An 18,318-nucleotide genomic window follows, 5' to 3' on the forward strand; every position below is an offset into this window, starting at 1 on the left:
GGCGCCGCGGCTTTTTTGATCCTTCCCTGTATCGTTTACGCCGTCCTGGCGTCAGCCTAATCAGAACTGATAAGTCATACCCACAGCCACGATGTCATCATCGTTGATGCCGAGTTTATTATCGCTCTTCAGCTGGTTGATTTTATAATCAACGAAGGCGTTCATGTTTTTGTTGAAGTAATAGGTCATGCCAACATCGATATAGTTGACCAGATCTTCGTTACCCACACCTTCGATATCTTTGCCTTTTGACAGCACATAGCCCAGGGACGGACGCAGACCGAAGTCGAACTGGTACTGAGCAACCGCTTCAAAGTTCTGTGCCTTGTTAGCAAAACCGCCGCTGATTGGGGTCATGTTGCGGGTTTCAGAATACATGGTCGCCAGGTAGATATTGTTGGCGTCATATTTCAGACCGGTTGCCCAGGCTTCTGCTTTTTTACCCACGCCGCGGGACAGCAGGTTCTGCGCATTCGTGCGGTCAGAGTTGGTATACGCCGCGCTGACGGCGAAGTCGCTGCCACCGAAGTCATAGCTTAAAGAGGTACCAAAACCGTCACCGTTTTGTTTCTTAGCGTCACGGCCGCCTTCGTTTTTACCCTGATACTGCAGGGTCATATCCAGGCCATCAACCGCACCGAAGAAATCGGTGTTACGGTAGGTCGCCAGACCATTGGCACGCTTGGTCATGAAGTTATCGGTCTGCGCGGAAGAGTCGCCGCCGAATTCCGGGAACATATCGGTCCAGGCTTCAACGTCATACAGGGCACCGAGGTTACGACCGTAATCGAAAGAACCGAAGTTTTTCAATTTCAGACCAGCAAACGCCAGACGGGTTTTCTGGGTGGAGTCGCTTTCCGTTTTGTTGCCGGAGAATTCGGATTCCCAACGACCGTAGCCGGTCAGTTGGTCGTTAATCTGCGTTTCGCCTTTGATGCCGAAACGTACATAGGTCTGGTCGCCATCTTTGCTGTCATAGTCGCTGAAGTAGTGCATCGCTCTGACTTTGCCGTACACGTCCAGTTTGTTGCCATTTTTATTATAAACTTCTGCTGCCTGTGTAGCTGAAGAAGCAACAACACCCATCATCAGTAATGCCAGTGAGCTCTTTTTCATTATTCAGTCCTGGTGATTTATTTATACGCGCTAATCAATTCCGGGCGAAGGCCCCGTGAAAAACAGGAGGTTTTTTAACGCTCAGATATTAAAGTTTTATGACAATATGGAACTTTTTATAAAAAAGAGTATTTAGATGTTTCTGTCATAAAATTGTCATCACACTCCTCCATAATGACCGATTTCGCGCAATAAAGTGGCCCTCCCAATACGCCAGGTGTTGGCAAGCGGCCTGAGTCCTGTTACAACATCAGCTCGATATCGATATTCCTTTTTGAACGGCAGAGAATCATGAGTGATAGCCAGACGCTGGTGGTAAAACTGGGCACCAGTGTTTTAACGGGCGGATCCCGTCGCCTGAACCGCGCCCATATCGTCGAATTAGTGCGTCAATGCGCACAGCTGCACGCCATGGGCCACCGAATTGTCATTGTGACCTCCGGGGCCATTGCCGCCGGGCGTGAGCACCTCGGCTACCCGGAACTGCCCGCGACCATTGCGTCGAAACAGCTTCTGGCTGCGGTGGGACAGAGCCGTCTGATCCAGCTGTGGGAACAGCTGTTTTCCATTTATGGTATTCACGTTGGCCAGATGCTGCTGACTCGTGCGGATATGGAAGACCGCGAGCGTTTCCTCAACGCCCGCGATACCCTGCGCGCGCTGCTGGATAACAACATCGTGCCGGTCATTAACGAAAATGACGCCGTGGCGACCGCCGAGATTAAAGTTGGCGATAACGACAACCTCTCCGCGCTGGCGGCGATCCTTGCCGGCGCCGATAAGCTGCTGCTGCTGACCGACCAGCCGGGTCTGTTCACCGCCGATCCGCGTAATAACCCGCAGGCTGAGCTGATCAAAGATGTCTATGGCATTGATGACGCCCTGCGCGCCATCGCTGGCGATAGCGTTTCCGGCCTGGGCACCGGCGGTATGGGAACCAAGCTGCAGGCCGCCGATGTCGCCTGCCGTGCAGGTATCGACACCATTATTGCCGCCGGCAACCGTCCCGGCGTGATTGCCGATGTGATGGAGAGCGTATCGGTCGGTACCCGTTTCCACGCCCAGGAATCGCCGCTGGAGAACCGCAAACGCTGGATCTTCGGCGCCCCGCCGGCGGGTGAAATCAGCGTGGATGCCGGCGCCACCCAGGCGATTCTGGAACGCGGCAGTTCACTGCTGCCAAAAGGCATCAAAACCGTCACGGGTAACTTTTCCCGCGGTGAAGTTATTCGCATCCGCAATAGCGAAGGACGCGATATTGCCCACGGCGTCAGCCGCTACAACAGCGATGCGCTGCGCCTGATTGCTGGCCAGCACTCGCAGCAGATTGATGCCATTCTGGGCTACGAATACGGCCCGGTTGCCGTCCATCGTGACGATATGATTATCCGTTAAGGAGCTGAAAATGCTGGAACAAATGGGCATTGCTGCCAAGGCGGCCTCTTACCAACTCGCGCAACTCTCCAGCCGTGAAAAGAATCAGGTGCTGGAAAAGATCGCCGATTATCTCGAAGCGCAGAGTGAAGAAATTCTGCGCGCAAACGCCGACGACCTGACGGAAGCGCGCGCCAATGGCCTGAGCGAGGCGCTGCTTGACCGCCTGGCGCTGAACCCGGCGCGTTTGAATGGCATTGCAAACGACGTGCGCCAGGTATGTAATCTGGCCGATCCGGTCGGCCAGGTGATCGACGGCGGTCTGCTTGACAGCGGCCTGCGCATCGAACGCCGCCGCGTGCCGCTGGGCGTGGTGGGGGTGATTTATGAAGCCCGCCCTAACGTCACTGTCGATGTTGCTTCCCTGTGCCTGAAAACCGGCAATGCCGCGATTTTGCGCGGGGGAAAAGAGACCTGGCGCACCAATGCCGCCACGGTGAGAGTGATTCAGCGGGCGCTGGAGGAGTGCGGGCTGCCGGCCGCAACGGTCCAGGCGATTGAGAACCCGGATCGCGCGCTGGTTGGCGAGATGCTGAAGATGGATAAGTACATCGATATGCTGATCCCACGCGGCGGCGCCGGTCTGCACAAGCTGTGCCGCGAGCAGTCCACGATTCCGGTGATCACCGGCGGGATTGGCGTGTGTCATATCTATATTGATGATTCCGCCGACATTGCTGAAGCGCTGAAGATCATCGTCAATGCCAAAGTTCAACGCCCAAGCGCCTGTAACTCGGTAGAAACCTTACTGGTGAATCAGCATATTGCCGACCGTTTCCTGCCAGCCCTGAGCACACAGATGGCGGAAAGCGGCGTAACGCTGCATGCTGACGCCGCCACCCTGCCGGTATTGCATGACGGCCCGGCAAGCGTCGAGCCGGTGAAGGCGGAACAGTACAACGATGAGTATCTGTCGCTGGATCTGAATGTCAAAGTGGTTGCCGGCCTCGACGAGGCCATCGCGCATATCCGCGAGCACGGTACCCAGCATTCTGATGCCATCCTGACCCGTACGCTGAGCAATGCCAACCGCTTTATCAACGAAGTGGATTCTTCAGCGGTCTATATTAACGCCTCTACCCGCTTTACCGACGGCGGCCAGTTCGGCCTCGGCGCAGAAGTGGCGGTCAGCACCCAGAAGCTGCACGCGCGCGGCCCGATGGGCCTGGAAGCGTTAACGACCTATAAATGGATTGGTTTCGGCGACGATACGATTCGTGCTTAAGTCAAATCGACAGCAGCAGTGAAATGGGGGCGATTGCCCCCATTTTTATTTACTGGCTAATCTCCAGGCCATCGCAGGCAGAAGAGCCATTGTTATCAATAATCAGGGTAATATCTTTGTTGTGAAAATCACGCATATCGACAACCTCGCTCTCCGCCGTGGCAATATGCTTTTCTACACGCTGCGTTGCATCCTCGATGATCACCTTCACCCCATCGGTTTTCCCGCAGTTTTTATTGACGGAAGTAATACGTAACGTGTCATATTCCCCGACAAACATCCTGACAACAGTCGGCGTCGTTGCGCCCGGATGGGCGTAGATTCGCCCTTCACGATACATACTAAACTGACCCCAGGTGTCGCCTTTCTGTACCGCCGCGCTCAGATAACTCTCCGTTAGATTATTTTCATATTCCGCTTTCCATGAAGGATAGGAGCGGGCAAATTCATCAATCATGCTTCGATATTCATCGATCGTATACGGTCTTGTTTTTTCATAGACGTATGCCTGAACACCGCCACTGAGTATAAAGGGCTGGCTCACTCTTATATAAGCAGCACCGATCCCCTTGCCTTCCAGGATAAGGTTATTTGGCAGAGAGATAACCTGCTGCCCATGAATATCAAGGTGCGTTTGTGTGGGGTCGGTCACAATAGCATAACGAGAACTAAAGGCTTCAATCGTCAGTTTATCACGCAAGTCTACCTGTGAGACATTGGCGATATGACTGACAAATGATGCCGGTGAAATAGCTGCAAACAGATCATTATTCAGCGAACCGCTGGAGGCAAAAACAGCTACCTTATCATCCGCACCGACACGCGCACTCATAAAGGCAATAAGCTCATGATAATGGTCAAAGTTTTCTAATCTGAGCGGATATTCTTTACCGGGAAGATAGCGGCTGACCCATTCCGGTTTACCAAATGGTTTTGAATAGGTGCTAATGAAGACCGCAGCCGTCAATAATGCGAATGCGATGGTAAGCGTTGTCGCCAGCCCTTTTTTTAACTTATCAAAGAATAGCTTTAAAGCCGAAAGCACAAGTATCGCCAACCAAAAACAGAGCGGCATCCCATGCTGCATCCCGGGCGTCTGTGTTCGGGTAAATATAATATAGGTGATGATAAAGTTAGCCAGTGCAAAAGCACAAAGAACTTTAAGTCGGGAACTGGAACCGAAGAAGATATAGGCCACACCCAGAAAAATCAATGGCAGCAGATATAACCCTGCGTAGTTAAGGGTTATGAGTAACGTTGCCTCTTCAGTCGCTTTGTATGCTGAATAAATATCAGAATAGTTGGTCGTCAGTATTCTTTTCGCCAGTTCAAACTGAAAGAGACAGACTGCAAAAATAACCACCACCGCAGAAATGGTAAAGAAAGCAAAGTATTTAAATATTCTTTCTTTACTAAACCTCGCCTTCCCACCAAACAAAAAAGTATTCAGAAAAGGTAAAGTGATAAACAATGAAACCACGCTATATGCATACCACCGCCGGAAAGCAAAGGGCAGCCACAGCAACACCCCCACGGCGATTGCAAGCAATACAAAACGGTATCCGCGATAATTTAAGATATTAACTTTGAACAGAATCAAGCAGCACAGCGATAATGGAATCATTCCTATAATATCAGGATAGCCGCGTAATGTTGGTGTGATAAAAGGAATAAAGCTTGCCAGAAAAACAAAGACATACGGCTGATATTTTTTATCCACACCTGCAGCAACCGCGAACAAACGCATGGCAATATAAGCAAATGGCAACAGATAAAGAATATACACACCCAATATGTAAGCTTCCCGGTTTCCTATCGGCAGATAGTTAAACGGGATCAGCGCAATTATTGGCAATGAGTTGTAATCTGTTGAATAGACTGAATATTTTATATTACCAAGCCATTGGCTAAATGAATCATGCAATAACCCAGTATATTCATTCCATACTACCCAGTAAAATCGGGAATCCCACGTATAAGCCTGATTTTCACTTGCCACAAACGAATAGCAAAGTGCTGATAATATGGCCACAGAAGCCACATACAGTATTCCCCTGATAATTTTTTCGCTATTCATCATCAACCTTCTGCTGCGTTGTTTTTTCGATAAAATATTTAGGCCGACGTTTGGCCTCCATATAAATTTTACCTACATATTCACCTATAATACCTAACGATAGCATCTGCACTCCGCCGAGGAAGAAAATTGCGATCATGACTGAAGTCCAACCTTCAACGGTATTTCCAGTGAATTTTTCGAACAGTGCGTAAATTGCTGCCAAAACCGAAATAACACTGATCGCAAACCCTGAGACAGCGATAATTCTTAATGGCGTAATGGTCAGCGAAGTAATACCCTCAATGGCCAGAGCAAGCATTTTTTTCAATGGATACTTCGACTCGCCGGCCAGACGCACTGTTCTCGAATATGCTACCTGAGTGGCACGATAACCAATCAGCGGCACCAACCCACGTAAATATAAATTTTGCTCTTTAAAGCTCAGCAGCGCCTTTTTAGCACGATCGCTTAACAATCTGAAATCAGCATGCTGAGGAATCTGTTGCACTCCCATCCATTTCATGAAGCTATAAAAGAGGCCTGCGGTTTTTCTTTTAAATGGGGAATCTGAAGTCCGATCGTTACGTACGCCATATACGATCTCATTTCCATTGAGATATTCTTTAACCATTAATGCAATAACGGAAGTATCATCCTGAAGATCCGCATCAATGCTCACGGTAATATCAGATTCGGCGGCTTCAAGACCCGCAACCAGGGCAACCTGATGACCACGGTTTCTTGAAAGCTTAACCCCTTTAACCATGGAGTAATCTCTCGATGATTGAGCAATCAACTGCCACGTTGCATCACGACTACCATCATCAACAAATAAAATATAGCTATCTGCCGAAATCAGTGCCGCCGAGACTAACTGTGTAAGAACCGCTTGTAATTCAGATAAGCAGTAACTAAATACCTCTTCTTCATTGTAACATGGTACAACAATAGCCAACTTTGGTTTTTTCATTATTTCATCACCCAGAGTTTATTAATTAAAAAACCAGCAATTGTGTAAACGATCATGCCACATAACTGAGATATATAAATCAAATCAGGAAATATCAATAAAAATATTTTGATCGTTATAATATTTGCTACCCAGCACATAGCACAAGATGCCAGAAATTTTATAAACCGTTTGCCGGTCAGCGCTATTGAAAACGTAAACAACGAATTAACGACAAAGCTAAAAAGAATACCGACTACATATCCCATGGCATTTGATATATATACCCCAACTCCGGCAGACATTAATAAGAATATCACCACCGCAGTTATTGCTGTATTCAACAACCCCACCATTACGTATTTCAACGCGGGATTAGAAAGTATTCTTTTCACTGCATCATCCTGTTATTAGCCGCTACTAATTTTATCATTCAGGGGAAAGCTGACAACTACTAAGGTTAGCCAATGTCCTTGAATGGCATGCAGTTAGCATTTTTGCAAATCCTGTGAGCTGCGGCGACGGTATTCAAAAAACACACGGCTTCAGAGCGGCCAACACCCTCAGTGACCTGGACCCGGTCAACGATCGTCGTGGAAGTGGGACAATTTTCTGCTTAACGCCGTGCAAGTGCTGGAAAAATAGCCATTCAATACAAGAGGGCATTGACGCCCCCTCGACTTAGTTTTAACCTTCTACCCCGTGATTCACATTCGTGGGCACGTCCTCTTCAGGGCCGATATAGCTCAGTTGGTAGAGCAGCGCATTCGTAATGCGAAGGTCGTAGGTTCGACTCCTATTATCGGCACCATCCCAACTTCCCCAAACGTCCGCATTCATCCATAAACGCCATGATTTATAAAGATTTTACTGATTTTTAGTCCGTCATTGTCCGTAACCATCCAGTAGAATCCGATACTGAATGTGTATAGGATTGTGTATATGTTCCTGTTCGGTCTTGGATTCCTATACACATGCCTTTAAACGATATGCAGATTCGCCGCGCTAAGCCTGAAGCTAAAGCCTATACACTTGGAGATGGGCAAGGCTTGTCATTACTTATAGAGCCTAATGGAAGCAAGAGCTGGCGATTCCGCTATCGCTATGCCGGTAAGCCCAAAATGATCTCGCTTGGTGTGTATCCGACGATTACCCTTGCCGATGCTCGCTCTCGTCGCGATGATGCCCGAAAACTGGTCGCGGAAGGAAAGAACCCGAGTGAAGTTCGAAAAGAGCAGAAGATCGCTTTGCAAACGGAATCCGAAAGTGCGTTCGAAAAGATAGCTACAGAGTGGCATCAGATGAAGTCCGCCAAATGGTCGGCAGGATATGCGTCAGATATCATGGAAGCGTTTCAGAACGACATTTTCCCGTATGTGGGGACAAGACCCATCGGTGAAATAAAACCGCTAGAACTGCTTAATGTGCTGCGTAAAATTGAAAAACGCGGGGCGTTAGAGAAGATGCGTAAAGTGCGACAGCGTTGTTCAGAAGTGTTTCGTTATGCCATAGCTACTGGGAGAGCTGAATTTAATCCTGCTGCAGATCTCTCTAGCGCCCTCGAAGTACATCAATCCAATCATTTCCCGTTCCTAAAAGCTGATGAGCTACCAGATTTTCTACGTGCCTTAGACAGTTACACAGGGAGTCGGCTTGTCCAGATTGCTACGAAATTACTCATGATTACGGGTGTGAGAACCATCGAATTACGTGCTGCATTGTGGTCAGAATTTGATCTAGATAACGCTATCTGGGAAATTCCTGCTGAAAGAATGAAAATGCGCAGGTCACATCTTGTTCCATTATCGACTCAAGCGTTAGATTTACTTAATGAACTCAAGATGATGACAGGTAACTATCGTTATGTTTTTCCGGGGCGGAATGATCCTAATAAACCGATGAGTGAGGCGAGCATTAACCAACTTATAAAGCGGATTGGATTTGCAGGTCGTGTTACAGGACATGGTTTTAGGCATACCTTCTCAACAATTTTGCATGAGAAAGGATACTCATCTGCATGGATTGAGTTGCAGTTGGCCCATATCGATAAAAATAGTATCAGAGGCACTTATAATCATGCTCAATATATTGAGGGTAGAAGAGAAATGATTGAGTGGTATGCAAATATTATTTTTGGAACAAAAGAATAAATTATTTGTAGAAAATGCTGCAGCACTTAATTGTGCATGCAGCATTATTATTCAAGCTTTACCTTGAAGTATTGATACTAAATCGTTAGGCGTACTTTCACTTACTTCAATAGTATCTCGTTCGAGCTTCAATTTATCGAGCATAAACCTATTCGTTAGATCAAAGCTATCAAATATTGTATACCAATTTTTTACGTAACGCTTCATTCTAGGATCATCACCAACTAAGCCCATATCACCTTTCTGTAAATGGGAGTTCATCCTACTCTCTATTTCAAAACTGTCTTTGGATATTTTCCGCCCGATTAGTATAAGCTCAAAATGTAAGTTCTGACTCCCAAAACCTGGATGCCTTTGGATAATTGCGGCATAATCGTCAAGTTGTCTCAAATGCTTTATATTGAGAGATATACTCGGGCGTTTAATTTCAATTATTATACATTTAAAATATGGATTCCCATTTGAGTCCAGACAAGGATATTTTCTAGCAAGGAATAAATCAGTTTGCCTTTTTGCCCCCTCTAATTCATTCCCTGACTCAATATCGCTTTCGTCTATATCATCAATATGTTTTACGCTATTTCTTAATTCGCTGGCTATTTTTGTAAAAGTGTCTTCTTCAGCCCCAATAGTTTCATAACGCTCACCAAAAAGCCAAGTGTTATGCTCAATGATCTTTTGTAGGTCAGGAGTCTCTCTTATTTCTTTATAATGGTTATCCATTAAGTAACGTAGTTTGTCGACTACAAGTCTTCTTTTTTGCAATTCTTCTATTGCGCTAATTATATTATCAAGCTTTGTAATTCTTAACTGTTTAGAAAATTTTTCAATCCCTTCCTTGCTCAAGTCCAGTACACTTTCAAGAATATTAAATAATTCTTCATTATTATTTGAAGAAGATAGTTTATCTAATAACCTCACGAAAACTTTCCTTTGTTTTGAGCTTAAAGATTCAAGTAATGTTGGATCAGCAATATATATATCCCTTACAATTGCCTTAATATTATTTAAACGCCATTCTGCATATTGAGGGTCAGAGTACTCACTATAGGATGGGAATGCGCCTTCTTGCTGATAACGCTCAAGAATTGCCTCTATTCTCTTTTTGAGAAAATCATCATAGATATCTTTTGCCAAGCTCCAGACAAATTTTATGAGATTTTTCCATGTTGGAGAGTCAGGATTGTATTTAGCTTCAGAGAAGATATCATCACCACTGCTACTGAAGTTATTCGCCCATTCTGAACTTACGAAAACAGACAGATAAAAGTCTTTCTTTTGATTGAATTTGCTAGGAACTTCAAATACTTTCTTTCCATGTGTATTTACAAGGTAAACATTTGAACGCTCTTTCGATGGTTTTTCATTCCATCTTAATGCTTTTATTGAAAATAAGGAGTCGTCAAAGTATTGCTCAAATGTGTAAGAATCATGCTCAGGGGCGGTAATGATCTCGCCATTGAACGATAAAGTAAGCTGTTCATTTAAGGCTAAGTGGCAACAAAACTCACTCTGTAATCGTCTAACTATTTCATTGTCAGTTGGTAAATCATTATGGAAATGATTAAATACAACACATGTTCCGCTTTTTAGCTTAGTTAAAGCAGGGTGTTGCTCTGGGTTAGATATATCGATAAATGCCTGATATTTTTTTATATCATTATCATCAATTTCGATTCTGGCGTTAATATCATCATTTTTTGTAAACCAGACTGCTTGATGACTTAGCTTATGAAATGAAAGGCGTCCTCTACCCTGGGAACCGTGCAGTTCGATATTATCTTTTTTTAGTGAGTCATCAAATCTATTAAAGTTGGAGCCGAAGTCTTTAATATCGATGCCATCCCCATCATCAAGAATGTATAGTGAGGATAATCCCCCTAAATCATTTCTACGAAGTTCAATGCCTACATTGCGAGCCTTTGCATCAAAGCCATTCCATGCTAATTCTACAATGGACTGAAACGGTTCGTAGTTTTTAAATCTCTTCTTAATACCAACATCATTGATGTTTGTTTCGCCACTTATAATGCGCATGAATGCATCCTTTTCTCACAGTGCGTATGCTGTAATGTAACAATCTTCTGTAGTGACTGCCTGATAATAAACAATATAACGCTTTTATTTTTGCGCGCAATGTTCCCCCCGCCTGCACGCTTCGTGGGTCTGTTTTCATGCAGGTGCATTCAGGCTCAAACTGCAACAGGCCTGAATGCATCAGATGAATGCATGGACATGAGGTGAGTGCTTTAAGAGGTAACAGTTTCAACGCCGAAATAACTGATTTTCCTCATCCACCGGTCGACCTTTTCTTGCTCCTCGCCTGACCGCCTCAGAGGTTCACCACGCTCTCGAACAGCACCGCACCATCCACTGACACTCCCGTGAACCCGCGCAGCGCAGAGACGCGCTCAGGCCGCGAAATTAAATATCATTAAATAAATACTTTACCGCTGGCGCGCAGTGCTCTCCCCGCCACGCCTGCACGCTTTGTGGGTCGGTTTTCATGCAGGTGCATCGGGGGGCTCAGGCCGCGCCGGGACAGGGGCCGGACAGGAATAACAGGGCGAGGAAACGCATGCAAAACCATGCACCCTGTGGATGCACGGCTTAATTCGGGAAAAATAGCGGTATTTTCGGGGATTTTTGCGGGGGCTACTTACTGGCCAGTTCCGTGCGCCGGCGGGCATAAATCAGGCTCTGTGCGGGGGTGTATTTTTCCTGATTATCCACCCGCGAAGCCGCGTCAGGCCTGAATCCGATGGCCGTTAAAATATCGCTGTCTTCTGCCGAATAATTAATTTCTTCACCGGTACTCAGCCACACGGACAGCGCTTCGCGCAGATAATGGGCCGAACGGTCGAGCGCATGGCCGGTCAGGAGTGCGGTCTGCTGACTGAGTCCCATCAGCTCCGGGGCGAGCGTGGCGGCGAGCTCTGTCCCGTGCGCCTGCATAAAGTCATTCAGCCGGTTGCGGATACTGATGCGCTGTACCGCTTCATGGGAGCGGATATAGCGCCCGGCGGCCTGATTTATCTCCCACTTTTTGACATCGATAATATCGCGCAGTGTCTGCATTCTGCCCGGTATACGGTCATCCCCGGCCAGCACCTGTTCCTGATATTCCTGCTCTGCGGCCGCCAGTTCGGCTTTACGGTTCAGCCAGGCGGTTTCGTTCTTCTGACAGGCTTCAAAAGCCTGCTGTAGCGTAAGGGTGGTCATGGTCAGTTCTCCCCCTGATTAATGACGGTATGGCGAGCTGTAGCAGCCCTGCACTTTACGGGGTGCCGGGGGTGTGACCGGGTCCGCGACAGGCGGCGCTTTCTCCGCCGGGGGCCGGATAACCTCGTCAATGGCTTCAGTGGTGCGAAACGTCGCCGAGCACTCAATATTGGTGCACTGGTGATAGCGCTGTTTGACGTTCTCCGACAGATAGCGGGAGGTACGGGCATGCGCCGACTTTTTGCAGAACGGACAGTGCATCATGGCAGCAGCCCCCGCGCTTTCAGGTCAGCCTCGCGCTGACGCATTTTCTCCTGCCAGACCTTACGCTCGCCGGGCGTGCTGGCGGCGTCGTGGTCCATATGCGCAAGCGCGACGGCCGGGAAGCCGGTCAGGGAGAGCACCGGCTCATCGGCTGGCGTGACGGAGAAGGCGCTCACTTTCCTGGTCAGGAAGGTCACCACCTGATGCATGACCTCTTTCTCCGGCTCGATGTACCCCTGATGGCCGATGGTGTTGGCGAGCGGGTTTGCCATCACATCCGCTTTCAGCACCATCGCCCGGACCAGTGGCCCGAGGGTGTCATTCAGCGCGCGGTCGAGTTCTTCCTTCGCATATTCAGACAGTACAGCATGATGCGCCTGGCGGAATGCCCGCGCGGTGCTGTTGCAGGCGACTTTTAACTGGTCACGCTCAAAGGCCAGCACTTCGGTCAGATTGTCACATTCCTGCGCCAGCTCCCGGCGGGCCACGCGTTCGATATGGCCGCTTTTCAGCTCATCGGTCAGCATGGCACCCCCGGCACGGAAAGCGGCGCGCCATGTGCGGGTGTCGCTGCCGTTGTCCTGCTCCAGCTCTGCTTTCTGCTCCTCCGCGCGGGTAATGGCCGTCAGGGTGTCCTCCATCCGGCGGGCCTGTTCAAGATGTGCCGTTCTGGCTGCGGTCAGTCGCTCCAGCGCCGGTTTCAGGTAATCAGGAATAAAGGTGGTGTCGGTCATGGCAGGTTTCCTCGTGGTTTCAACATGAGGTGATTCTGCCGGGGCACACACAACAATACGACCTGTTGCGGTTGTGGCAGTTCTGGCACAAACAGGACGTCAAAACCCGGCTTGCCAGAGAAAGGTCTCAGGAAAAGCATACTCACCGTTTGTTTTTTTACTGTTAACTATTCACCACTGTTCACCATAATAAAAAATATAAGTAATACAGTAAGATAAAGGGTGAACAGTTGAGGGGTTGACTGTTCACCGTCTGTTCACCACTGTTCACCACTGTTCACCCTGGCTGTTTGTTAACCGCTGACCGTTTTTGAGATTTTTAGAATTATTTGGAATATAAAATTAACTTAAAATTCCATTTGATAATTAATGACTTTGCCAACAATGGCCAATAACGGTCAATATAGGTCAATATAGGCCAGCATCTTTTTTTGCTTAAAAATTAGCCTGTTGTGTCGTGGACTACTACAAAATGACTTGTTGCCCTCGGGGAAAATATTCACAAAATAGAGAGCTACCTGAAGCCGGACGGACACGACCGGCACTGTATGGACTTTATGAGGTAGCCCGATGCACACCGCTTTTTCTTCCCCGTCTTCTGCCCCTGCCGCGCCGCTGATGCCGGTTTCTGATGCCGTTCAGGAGCGCTTTATTCGTCTGCCCGAAGTGATGCACCTGTGCGGGCTGTCCCGCTCCACGATTTACGACCTCATCAGCCGGGAGGCTTTCCCGAAACAAATCTCGCTCGGCGGAAAAAACGTGGCGTGGGCGCAGTCGGAAATCACCGGGTGGATGGCTGACCGTATCGCCGAACGTAACCGGGGTTATGACGCATGATGATGCCCGTTCCGCAAAAAGCCCCTTTTTCTGGCTTGCTTCCCTTCGCCGTTTCCAGGTATAGTTTTCTCGCTGTCGCAAATTCGGCAGCCGGGATTGGCGTCCCGTTTACAACATTGGCGACACCAGACGCGCCTTGCGTCTTTTTTTGTGTCTATGCCTTAGCGCAACCATTTTTGATCCAAAGATTTAAAAATCTTTGGATCCATCGAGTAATGGTGGCTCAGGCGGGGGCTTCTCACGAAGCGCCGGTTTCCAATGTTGCCGGTTACGCCAACCCCGTTTGGGCTACCACCAGTGAAATTGGCGTTTCCGGTGGCAGCAGTCACATGCAAACATTGGAGGCTGCCATCATGGCTACTATCCTCGCCCCGTCACACCCGCAGTTTGTCTTTGTATTTGCCGCCGTTCGTCGCGCAGACCGTAAACCCCGTATCTGTATGCTCCGCGCCGTTGCCGGGGATGAACACGCCGCACGCCTTTCCCTCGTTCGCGATTACGTCCTCTCGTTTGCCGGTCGTCTGCCGGTGGCGGAGGTGCACGCATGAAACAGCCCGTTATCACCGTCAAAGACCTCGAATGCCTGGAGCACCTGCGTAACGTCGGCCAGTTCGTCGGCGAGCTGATGCAGGTGCAGGACTGTACTTCCCTGCGTCGTGACCCGACCCAGCAGTTACAGCTCACTTCCGTGATTTACCTCATGACCGCCCAGCTCGACGGCGTGGTCGAGCGCTGCAACCACCGCTGGTTCACCGGGGAGGGCAATGTATGAAAACGCCTCTGCCGCCCGTATTGCGTGCCGCCCTGTATCGCCGCGCCGTGGCCTGTGCCTGGCTGACCCTGTGCGAACGTCAGCGCCGCTATCCCCACCTCACCCTCGACGTGCTGGAATGCGCCATCGCCGCCGAGCTGGAGGGCTTCTATCTGCGCCAGCACGGCGAGGAAAAAGGCCGTCTGATTGCCTGTGCGCTGCTGGAAGATTTGATGCAGGCCGGGCCGCTGAAAGCCGCCCCGTCGCTGTCCTTCCTCGGGCTCGCCGTGATGGATGAGCTCTGCGCCCGCCATATCACACCGCCTGTACTGCACTGAGGGAGAAAAAACCATGAAAATGAACGTAACGGACACGGTAAAACAGGCGTGCGGCCACTGGCCGCGCATTCTCCCGGCGCTGGGAATGAAAGTGATAAAAAACCGCCATCAGGCCTGTCCGGTGTGTGGCGGCGCTGACCGCTTTCGCTTTGACGATAAAGAGGGGCGCGGCACATGGTTCTGTAACCAGTGCGGCGCCGGTGACGGCCTGAAACTGGTTGAGAAGGTGTTCGGCATATCGGCATCCGAGGCTGCCGGGAAGGTGAACGCCGTCACCGGGAATCTGCCGCCGGTGGCCCCGGAGATGGTGGCGGCCGCAGACGCCGGAACGGAGGCCGACCGCAAGGCGGCGGCCGCGCTGGCCGTCAGACTGCTGGAGAAAACGCGCCCGGCCACCGGCAATGCCTACCTGACCCGCAAGGGCTTTCCCGCTCTGGAATGTCTGACGCTGACCACGTCGCACAAAACCGGCGGCGTGGCCTACCGCGCCGGTGATGTGGTGGTGCCGCTGTATGACGAGTCCGGCACGCTGGTTAACCTCCAGTTCATTAACGCAGAGGGGCTCAAGCGCACCCTGAAAGGCGGCGCGGTAAAAGGAGCGAGCCACACTATCGAAGGGAAAAAACAGGCCGGGAAACGCCTGTGGATAGCGGAGGGTTATGCAACGGCCCTTACCGTGCATCACCTGACCGGAGAAACCGTCATGGTGGCGCTGTCGTCCGTGAACCTTCTTTCTCTGGCGAGCCTGGCCCGTCAGAAACACCCGGCCTGTCAGATTATCCTCGCCGCTGACCGTGACCTGAACGGCGACGGCCAGAACAAAGCCACCGCAGCCGCTCAGGCCTGCGAGGGCGTTGTTGCCCTGCCGCCGGTGTTCGGTGACTGGAATGATGCGGTGATGCTGAAGGGGGAAGACACCACACGTAAAGCCATTTATGCCGCCATCCGCCCACCGGCACAAAGCCCCTTCGACACCATGAGCGAGGCGGAATTTACCGCCATGGGTGCCAGCGACAAGGCCTGGCGGGTGCATGAGCATTACGGTGAAGCGCTGGCCGTGGATGCCAACGGCCAGCTCCTGTCCCGCTATGAAAACGGCATCTGGAAAAATATCCCTGCCGCCACTTTTTCACGGAGTGTGGCTGATTTATTCCAGCGCGTACGCGCCCCGTTCTCGTCGGGGAGAATCACCTCTGTGGTGGAGACGCTGAAGCTGATTATTCCGCAGCAGGAGGCACCGGCACGCCGTCTGATTGGTTTTCGCAACGGGGTACTCGATACCCAAAGCGGCCTGTTCAGCCCGCACAGCAAATCGCACTGGCTGCGCACCCTGTGCGACGTGGATTTTACCCCGCCGGTGGAGGGCGAAACGCTGGAGACCCATGCGCCGAACTTCTGGCGCTGGCTCGACCGGGCGGCCAGCAGCAACCCGACAAAACGTAACGTGATTCTGGCCGCGCTGTTTATGGTGCTCGCGAACCGCTACGACTGGCAGCTCTTTCTCGAAGTGACCGGCCCCGGCGGCAGCGGGAAAAGTATTCTCGCCGAAATCGCCACGATGCTGGCCGGAGAGGATAACGCCACGTCGGCGGACATCGACACACTGGAAGACCCGCGCAAGCGTGCCTCCCTGATTGGCTTCTCGCTGATACGTCTGCCTGACCAGGAGAAATGGAGCGGTGACGGTGCCGGGCTCAAGGCCATCACCGGCGGCGATGCGGTCTCGGTTGACCCGAAATACCAGAACCCGTACTCAACACATATTCCGGCGGTGATTCTGGCCGTGAACAACAACCCGATGCGCTTTACCGACCGCAGCGGCGGCGTGTCACGTCGCCAGGTGATTATCCACTTTCCGGAGCAGATAGCCCCGGAGGAGCGCGACCCGCAGCTCAGGGATAAAATCGCCCGCGAGCTGGCCGTCATCGTGCGCCAGCTGATGCAGCAGTTCAGCGACCCGATGAGTGCCCGCGCCCTGCTCCAGTCGCAGCAGAACTCCGATGAGGCGCTCAGTATTAAACGCGACGCTGACCCGACCTTTGATTTTTGCGGCTATCTGGAAATGTTACCGCAAACCAACGGGATGTTTATAGGAAATGCCAGTATCATCCCGCGTAATTACCGTAAATATCTCTATCACGCGTATCTGGCCTATATGGAGGCCAACGGGTACAGAAATGTACTCAGCCTGAAAATGTTCGGACTGGGACTGCCCATGATGCTGAAAGAGTACGGGATGAATTATGAGAAGCGGCACACAAAGCAGGGGATACAAACCAACCTGTCGCTGAAAGAAGAAAGCTACGGCGACTGGCTGCCGAAGTGCGACGAACCCACCGCGACATAAGCTATCCGGACCGGCAACCGCCGGTCTTTTTGTATCTGCCCCTCCCTCAAGGGTGAACAATCCACTGTTCACCCTTCACCGTATGTTCACCCTGTATCACTATGAAAATATTAATAAAAAACCAAAGGTGAACAGTGTGAACAGTTAAACCCCAAAAAAAATTTTTACCCCCCCCCCTTCATCACCATCGTATTGCGGTGATGGTCGCCGGAAACAGGCCAGAAACGCGCTGAGGTGAAGAGTTGACTGTTCACTCTTCACCAACCGTTCACCACCTATCATTATGATATTAAAAAGAAAAATAAGGTGGTGAACAGTGTGAACAGTTAAAGGCAAAAAAACTTTTTCTTACTGGGAATTGAGCTCAAAAAAAGAACGCCATCGACGATGTGTATAGGGATGTGTATAGTTTTATTTATCGAACTTAAATTTTACTTATATATCAATGCGTTGATTTGATTAGTTGATTCCTATTATCGCACCATTTAAATCAAACAGTTAAAGAAACCACTCTCCTTAAACTCCTCTCTGGGGTTACGCCAGGGTTACTTTTTCCCCTGGGGTCAACGCACTTAAACTCAATGTTCTTATCGCTGAGATATGGTCCCCAAACGGTCATACACTGCTCAGGATATTCTCTGATGGGCAGAAGTCGACACTTCACAAGTTTTAAAACGAGCGTTCATAGCTTTACAGGCCTGTTGCCCATCTTTCAGAGACGATATGCGGCGAAAAACCGAGACTGCGCGTCGTTCCGATACTACGTAGAATGGATGGTGGCCTGTATATGTGCAGAAAACCCCGCCTGTTTTCAGAATATACAACCAGTTAAGAACGTAGTTATTAGTGATTACATCTGAATAATATTTTATGTCAGCGCCGTACTATCAAA

General features: G+C 49.9%; 16 protein-coding genes, 1 tRNA gene and 1 pseudogene. 10 read left to right on the forward strand and 8 right to left on the reverse strand.

The window, feature by feature from the left end; all coding sequences use genetic code 11:
• Positions 1-60 precede the first annotated feature (60 nt).
• Complete coding sequence (gene phoE, locus Electrica_RS20095; protein ID WP_131049950.1) at positions 61-1,116, reverse strand: phosphoporin PhoE; 1,056 nt, start codon at positions 1,114-1,116, stop codon at positions 61-63.
• 291 nt (positions 1,117-1,407) lie between these two features.
• On the opposite strand from phoE, the gene proB reads away from it, so the two are divergent.
• Complete coding sequence (gene proB / locus Electrica_RS20100) at positions 1,408-2,511, forward strand: glutamate 5-kinase (protein WP_004858334.1); 1,104 nt, start codon at positions 1,408-1,410, stop codon at positions 2,509-2,511.
• 10 nt (positions 2,512-2,521) lie between these two features.
• Positions 2,522-3,775 carry a glutamate-5-semialdehyde dehydrogenase gene (proA, locus tag Electrica_RS20105; RefSeq protein ID WP_141965254.1) on the forward strand — a complete coding sequence of 418 codons (1,254 nt, stop codon included), beginning with the start codon at positions 2,522-2,524 and terminating at the stop codon, positions 3,773-3,775.
• 49 nt (positions 3,776-3,824) lie between these two features.
• Here the strand turns inward: proA and Electrica_RS20110 are convergent, their stop codons facing one another.
• From Electrica_RS20110 to Electrica_RS20120, 3 genes are read right to left on the reverse strand one after another with little or no spacing between them, the layout of a single operon-like run.
• A complete protein-coding gene (locus tag Electrica_RS20110; protein WP_227699339.1) occupies positions 3,825-5,855 on the reverse strand; it encodes a hypothetical protein in 2,031 nt (676 codons plus the stop codon).
• Complete coding sequence (locus Electrica_RS20115) at positions 5,845-6,804, reverse strand: glycosyltransferase family 2 protein (RefSeq protein ID WP_100686554.1); 960 nt, start codon at positions 6,802-6,804, stop codon at positions 5,845-5,847. The genes Electrica_RS20110 and Electrica_RS20115 overlap by 11 nt, the downstream gene beginning before the upstream one ends.
• Positions 6,804-7,178 (reverse strand): GtrA family protein, encoded by a 375-nt coding sequence (locus Electrica_RS20120; protein WP_227521340.1) that lies wholly within the window; start codon positions 7,176-7,178, stop codon positions 6,804-6,806. Before Electrica_RS20120 ends, Electrica_RS20115 begins: the two co-directional genes overlap by 1 nt.
• Positions 7,179-7,518: 340 nt before the next feature.
• On the opposite strand from Electrica_RS20120, the gene Electrica_RS20125 reads away from it, so the two are divergent.
• Positions 7,519-7,594: transfer RNA gene (locus Electrica_RS20125), tRNA-Thr, on the forward strand.
• A gap of 163 nt (positions 7,595-7,757) precedes the next feature.
• Positions 7,758-8,933 (forward strand): tyrosine-type recombinase/integrase, encoded by a 1,176-nt coding sequence (locus tag Electrica_RS20130; RefSeq protein ID WP_095094204.1) that lies wholly within the window; start codon positions 7,758-7,760, stop codon positions 8,931-8,933.
• A 51-nt stretch (positions 8,934-8,984) separates the two neighbouring features.
• Here the strand turns inward: Electrica_RS20130 and Electrica_RS20135 are convergent, their stop codons facing one another.
• The 4 genes from Electrica_RS20135 to Electrica_RS20150 form a co-directional block, all read right to left on the reverse strand.
• Complete coding sequence (locus Electrica_RS20135; RefSeq protein WP_141965255.1) at positions 8,985-10,970, reverse strand: ATP-binding protein; 1,986 nt, start codon at positions 10,968-10,970, stop codon at positions 8,985-8,987.
• Positions 10,971-11,588: 618 nt separating this feature from the next.
• Positions 11,589-12,155 carry a phage polarity suppression protein gene (locus tag Electrica_RS20140; RefSeq protein ID WP_141965256.1) on the reverse strand — a complete coding sequence of 189 codons (567 nt, stop codon included), beginning with the start codon at positions 12,153-12,155 and terminating at the stop codon, positions 11,589-11,591.
• A gap of 18 nt (positions 12,156-12,173) precedes the next feature.
• A complete protein-coding gene (locus tag Electrica_RS20145; RefSeq protein WP_002889919.1) occupies positions 12,174-12,419 on the reverse strand; it encodes an ogr/Delta-like zinc finger family protein in 246 nt (81 codons plus the stop codon).
• Positions 12,416-13,153 (reverse strand): glycoprotein 3, encoded by a 738-nt coding sequence (locus tag Electrica_RS20150; protein WP_141965257.1) that lies wholly within the window; start codon positions 13,151-13,153, stop codon positions 12,416-12,418. Before Electrica_RS20150 ends, Electrica_RS20145 begins: the two co-directional genes overlap by 4 nt.
• Positions 13,154-13,723: 570 nt before the next feature.
• On the opposite strand from Electrica_RS20150, the gene Electrica_RS20160 reads away from it, so the two are divergent.
• The 6 genes and pseudogenes from Electrica_RS20160 to Electrica_RS20180 all read left to right on the forward strand — a co-directional run bounded on the left by Electrica_RS20160 (position 13,724) and on the right by Electrica_RS20180 (position 17,426).
• A complete protein-coding gene (locus Electrica_RS20160) occupies positions 13,724-13,990 on the forward strand; it encodes a helix-turn-helix transcriptional regulator (RefSeq protein WP_004132554.1) in 267 nt (88 codons plus the stop codon).
• A gap of 2 nt (positions 13,991-13,992) precedes the next feature.
• Positions 13,993-14,319: pseudogene (locus tag Electrica_RS29220) on the forward strand (ash family protein); the annotation flags it as partial.
• A gap of 24 nt (positions 14,320-14,343) precedes the next feature.
• On the forward strand, positions 14,344-14,538 hold the full coding sequence (locus tag Electrica_RS29225) for a host cell division inhibitor Icd-like protein (protein ID WP_231786936.1): 195 nt from the start codon (positions 14,344-14,346) through the stop codon (positions 14,536-14,538).
• Positions 14,535-14,762, forward strand: a complete 228-nt coding sequence (locus tag Electrica_RS20170; RefSeq protein WP_064152985.1) for a hypothetical protein — start codon at positions 14,535-14,537, stop codon at positions 14,760-14,762. The genes Electrica_RS29225 and Electrica_RS20170 overlap by 4 nt, the downstream gene beginning before the upstream one ends.
• Positions 14,759-15,079 (forward strand): DUF5375 domain-containing protein, encoded by a 321-nt coding sequence (locus tag Electrica_RS20175; RefSeq protein ID WP_141965259.1) that lies wholly within the window; start codon positions 14,759-14,761, stop codon positions 15,077-15,079. Before Electrica_RS20170 ends, Electrica_RS20175 begins: the two co-directional genes overlap by 4 nt.
• Before the next feature lie 13 nt (positions 15,080-15,092).
• Complete coding sequence (locus Electrica_RS20180; protein WP_141965260.1) at positions 15,093-17,426, forward strand: primase-helicase zinc-binding domain-containing protein; 2,334 nt, start codon at positions 15,093-15,095, stop codon at positions 17,424-17,426.
• The last annotated feature ends 892 nt before the right edge of the window (positions 17,427-18,318 follow it).

Origin of the sequence: Klebsiella electrica, from assembly GCF_006711645.1 — a bacterium.
GTDB classification, from domain to species: domain Bacteria; phylum Pseudomonadota; class Gammaproteobacteria; order Enterobacterales; family Enterobacteriaceae; genus Klebsiella; species Klebsiella electrica.